A 4,231-nucleotide genomic window follows, 5' to 3' on the forward strand; every position below is an offset into this window, starting at 1 on the left:
TTTGCCAGAAAGCAATTTGTCAATCCGGTCGGCCTGCGGGGGCAGGCGTTTGTCGTGTTTGTCAGCAAATCGCCATTCTGGTGAACAAAGCTTGCTACGGAACAAATGTGTGCTCTGTGCGTATTGTTTTGCGGAGTAGGTACGTCAGTATCAATTTATATTATTATTAGTTAATGTTTTACGACAAGCGGCAGAGTAGTTCATGTAGGAAATGTCTTTAACTTAAGAGGGTTATGTTTTGCCCGGAAGATCCCGCAATTTCTGATTATGAACCGGTTGAAACAGGTATCCGTAAGATAAGAGTACGTAAATTTTCTTTCATAAATGAGATAATAAAATAAGTTTAAAAGTTGGTTGGGATGAATAACGCAGAAGAAAATTTGACGTCAGATTCCAGATTGCGAATTTTGCCGCTCGGTTCGTTTCAGGCGCAGGAAATGTCCGATCAGTTTGTACTGGTGACGCCGGGAATGGCGTTTGATGTGGTTTTTTGTGAAGGTAATTATTCTGAATTTGACAAACTTGGTACTTTCGGGGAGTTGTTTCATCACAGCAACCGACTAGCACCGATAATATGGTTTGGTCCCGGAGGACCTCCTTTTGCAGATGGAACAGAAGAGGGTATAAACGATAAAAGCATTGCTTCTGGCGTTGCCAAAGCACGTAAAATATTGGGCCGTAGCCTATTATGCTCTGCGCCGGGGCATCATGATGAACATGATGCTTTGCTTGTCCTTGGCTTCTTATTTAGCCGCAATATAGCAGCAGAGCCTGCGTGGGACGCATATCGAAAGTCATTGGTCTCGTATCCCCGTTTGCGCCCCGAATTAGCGCGAGATGATATATTTAACGATCTGGCCCGTCGCGGTTTATTAACCCGACAATATTGGCGACGTACCTATCTTTGCAGCCAATGTCACTCGGCGAGAATAAATGTATCAGAAACCTGTGCTGCATGTGGTTCAACTGATTTGAGGGACCAGGATGTTGTGCACCATTTCGCCTGCGGGCATCAGGCAGTGCAATCATCATTTATTCGCAGGGCTGACGGGCACATGATTTGTCCCTCATGTGGAGAGGCTTTGAGGCATTTTGGTGTTGATTATGACAAGCCAGGAACTGTCGTTGTTTGTTCATCATGCCATACGCCAAGTGAAGACCCGCCAGTTCGATTTGAATGCCTCGATTGTGGTGCTTTAACCAGCGCCGATGGCGCCAACTGTAAAAACTGGTATCAGTATCAACTGACACCAGCTGGCGAGGACGCCGTACGCGGCGGTAAATTGCCAGTGCGAGGTATCGAAGACTGGTTCGATGGCATTGAGCAGGTAAAAAGTTTTGCCACATTTAGTGCTTTACTTGAAAACCGGATAAAGACTGAAAAACGTTACGGTCGCCCGTGTAGCGTGTGCGCCTTGCAGTTTATGTTCCTTGACCCGGTTGAAAAAGAAACGACTGAGGGCACGCAAACCGGTCAACAGGGATCGAAGGTCGCCGCAATGGTGCGTTTCACCCTTGGGGCAGCGCATAATTCCATTTCCGGAAAACAAAAAACCCCGCGATCAGATGAGGCTGGTAAGCATGCGAATTCCGCGTCCGAAGATGCTCCTGAAGTGCCATTGGGCGATGCAACCCGTGAAACTGTTGTAACTTTGTTACGCGAAACCCTCCGTGATTCCGATTTCCTTTTTGTGGCCGGTGATCTTGTCGTTATTGCACTGCCTGAAACGTCGCCTGAACAATTGGGGCGGATCGAAGAACGGGTAGTAAAGGGGCTAAACCAGTCAATGATACGTAAAATTTCTTGTCGATATCAGGATTGGTCCGGCATGGAAACCGAAGACATTCTGAGAAGGATTCAGGATGCTCTATGATGGTTTTAATTACCTGCTGTCATTAAGTTTCCCTGCTTTTGTGATTATGTTTTGGCATTTTTTTCTACTGGAATTGCCAAGGTTTGTATTGGCAGCGCTTACGGTAAGTATTGTTTCTGTCTACCAGCAGGTGCGTTCCCGAGGAGCATTACCGGCACGACCGTTCCTTCAACCATCTGTGTCTGTATTGTTGCCAGGTCATAATGAAGCCGCGAACCTGGAACGTTCGATCATGTCCATGCGCGAACAAACCTGCCCCCCGGATCAGATTGTGGTTGTCGATGACGGATCAATTGATAACACGCTTACGGTCGCACGACGGTTACAAAAAGCCGGCCTCGTTGATGTGGTTCGCAGTGCAGGTGTACGGGGAGGAAAGTCCTCTGCAGCCAATCTCGGTTTAACACGTTGCACGGGTGATCTGATTATTATTGCTGATGCAGATACCACATATGATTGCGACGCCTTTGAGCGGTTGATAATGCCATTTTCCGATCCATCGGTAGGGGCTGTGGCGGGGAACCTCGGTTTGCGCAATCCGGATCATTCGCTAGCCACGATTTGGCAGGCTATTCAATATCAGATATCCATCGGGCTTGGTCGCCAGGTGTCAGATATGTTGGGAATTCTCTTTATTGTTTCGGGCGCATTTGGAGCGTTTCGACGTAAGGCCCTTGTTCAATGCGGCGGTTGGTCTGTTGGCCCCGGAGAAGATGCGGAATTGACCAATAAAATTCGCAGGGCAGGCTGGAAAGTCCGGTTCGCGCGAAATTCCTGGGGGCTAACCGATGCGCCAGAGACCTTTTCACAACTGGCGCGGCAGCGGTTGCGGTGGGATAGATCACTGATACGTATGCGCTGGCGACGGTTTCGGGTCTTTATGAAGCCTGGAGATGATGCTTTTCACATCACCAACGCGTTGGGAACCATCGATATTCTGTTCTTTCAGGCGTTTTTGTCTTTTTCTTTTGTGATTTATCTGGTGTGGCTGGTCGAGGTTTATGGTGCTTTTGGCTGGATCATTGCGACAGTTAATCTGATTGCCTATAGCGCATTCGGTGTTGCAGGTTATGCGCTTGCACTGCTGGCATCGCCACGTAAGGGAATGGGGCGTTTCTGGATTTACGTTTTCGGATACGGGTTGTTCAACTCTGTTTTTTTGCGGGCTGTTCGTTTGTATGCCTGCTTTGATGAGCTTATTTTTCGCCATTCCTTTGATGATAACTATGTTCCACGCCGCGTCCGTCAGGCTGCCCGGCGTGCAGGTGATGATTTATGAGATTACGAAAAAGAACTTCTACCGTGCGTTTGATTAACGAGCCGCGTGCCCAAAACCCGAAGGGGAGGCGCAATCTGGGTCGCTGGATCTACATTAGCTTGCTACTGATTGTCGGGCTTTGGGTTTTTGATGTTTTTTTCGGCGAATTTTTCTTCTTGCGGGGAGATGGTCTGATTGCAGCCCGCCCATATGAAATTTCAAGCGAGTATATCGGGACTGTTCAAAATATTACTGTGCAAGAAGGGCAAAGGGTTGCGAAGGGCGATGTTGTTGCGAATGTTCATTCCAAACAGTTTGAGCAGGAAATTGCCGAAATCCGCTATGATGTAGAACGCCAGCAGGCAGAACGCGAAAGGTTAACCAGTCAATTGCAGGCCAAACGCGAGCTGGTCGATCTGGCAACCTTGCAAGTCGCCGCCGCGACGAAATTTCGAAAACGTCTGGAAACCGGTCTTGAAAAAGGTATTTCGACAGGGGCATCGCTTAATACTGCTTATGAGCGGGAATATGATGCACGGGCTGCCAGCGGCAATCTCCATGCCGATATTTTAACGCTTCAGGCGGAGCTAAAGGCGAATTATCAGCAACTGAACCGGCGACAGTTGCTGCTTAAGAAATTCATAAAAAACTATGATGATGGGCGGTTGCGTGCCCCGGCAAGCGGAATTGTGACCGACGTAGACGGGGTTGCCAGCGGTGTTGTGCGGCCCGGGGATCCCGTGATGAGCATTGCTGCCGGGCGACCCTATGTGTTGGCCTATTTTGAGAATGGGTCTTTATACGATGTTATACCGGGCGAGCATGTGTCCTTGCATTATGGCACTCGCACTCTTTCGGGAACGGTGAAGACGCTGTTACCACTGTCTGAAAAATTGCCCCCGGAGTTCCAGCGTTCATTTCAACCAACAGATCGCGCCCAGATTGCTGAAATCGACATAGATCCAAAAGCAACACTTCCTCCGTTATTTGCTAAAATTGATATTGGCGGAGGGCTGTTTTCATATGTTCACAGGTTATTTGAATGGGCGATTACGACCTGAGGAATGCTTAAATCGTAATGCCCTGTAACTTGCGAAAC

3 protein-coding genes are annotated in these 4,231 nt (G+C 48.4%); all 3 read left to right on the forward strand.

All coding sequences use genetic code 11. The features are described from left to right. Nucleotides 1–359: 359 nt before the first annotated feature. Genes THS27_RS26790 through THS27_RS25790 form a run of 3 tightly spaced genes read left to right on the forward strand, consistent with a single transcriptional unit; the run spans nt 360 to nt 4,193 of the window. Nucleotides 360–1,874 carry a hypothetical protein gene (locus THS27_RS26790; RefSeq protein ID WP_139835758.1) on the forward strand — a complete coding sequence of 505 codons (1,515 nt, stop codon included), beginning with the start codon at nt 360–362 and terminating at the stop codon, nt 1,872–1,874. Nucleotides 1,875–1,920: 46 nt separating this feature from the next. Then, on the forward strand, nt 1,921–3,153 hold the full coding sequence (locus tag THS27_RS25785; RefSeq protein WP_256376841.1) for a glycosyltransferase: 1,233 nt from the start codon (nt 1,921–1,923) through the stop codon (nt 3,151–3,153). Beyond that, on the forward strand, nt 3,150–4,193 hold the full coding sequence (locus THS27_RS25790; protein ID WP_139835759.1) for an HlyD family secretion protein: 1,044 nt from the start codon (nt 3,150–3,152) through the stop codon (nt 4,191–4,193). The genes THS27_RS25785 and THS27_RS25790 overlap by 4 nt, the downstream gene beginning before the upstream one ends. Nucleotides 4,194–4,231: the final 38 nt, after the last annotated feature.

Source organism: Thalassospira sp. MCCC 1A01428 (genome assembly GCF_002115825.1).
Lineage (GTDB): Bacteria > Pseudomonadota > Alphaproteobacteria > Rhodospirillales > Thalassospiraceae > Thalassospira.

Excerpts from the sequence above, each read along its gene's own strand:
- THS27_RS26790 (WP_139835758.1), top strand. The coding sequence starts at position 360 with ATGAATAACGCAGAAGAAAATTTGACGTCAGATTCCAGATTGCGAATT.
- THS27_RS25785 (WP_256376841.1), top strand. The coding sequence starts at position 1,921 with ATGTTTTGGCATTTTTTTCTACTGGAATTGCCAAGGTTTGTATTGGCA.
- THS27_RS25790 (WP_139835759.1), top strand. The coding sequence starts at position 3,150 with ATGAGATTACGAAAAAGAACTTCTACCGTGCGTTTGATTAACGAGCCG.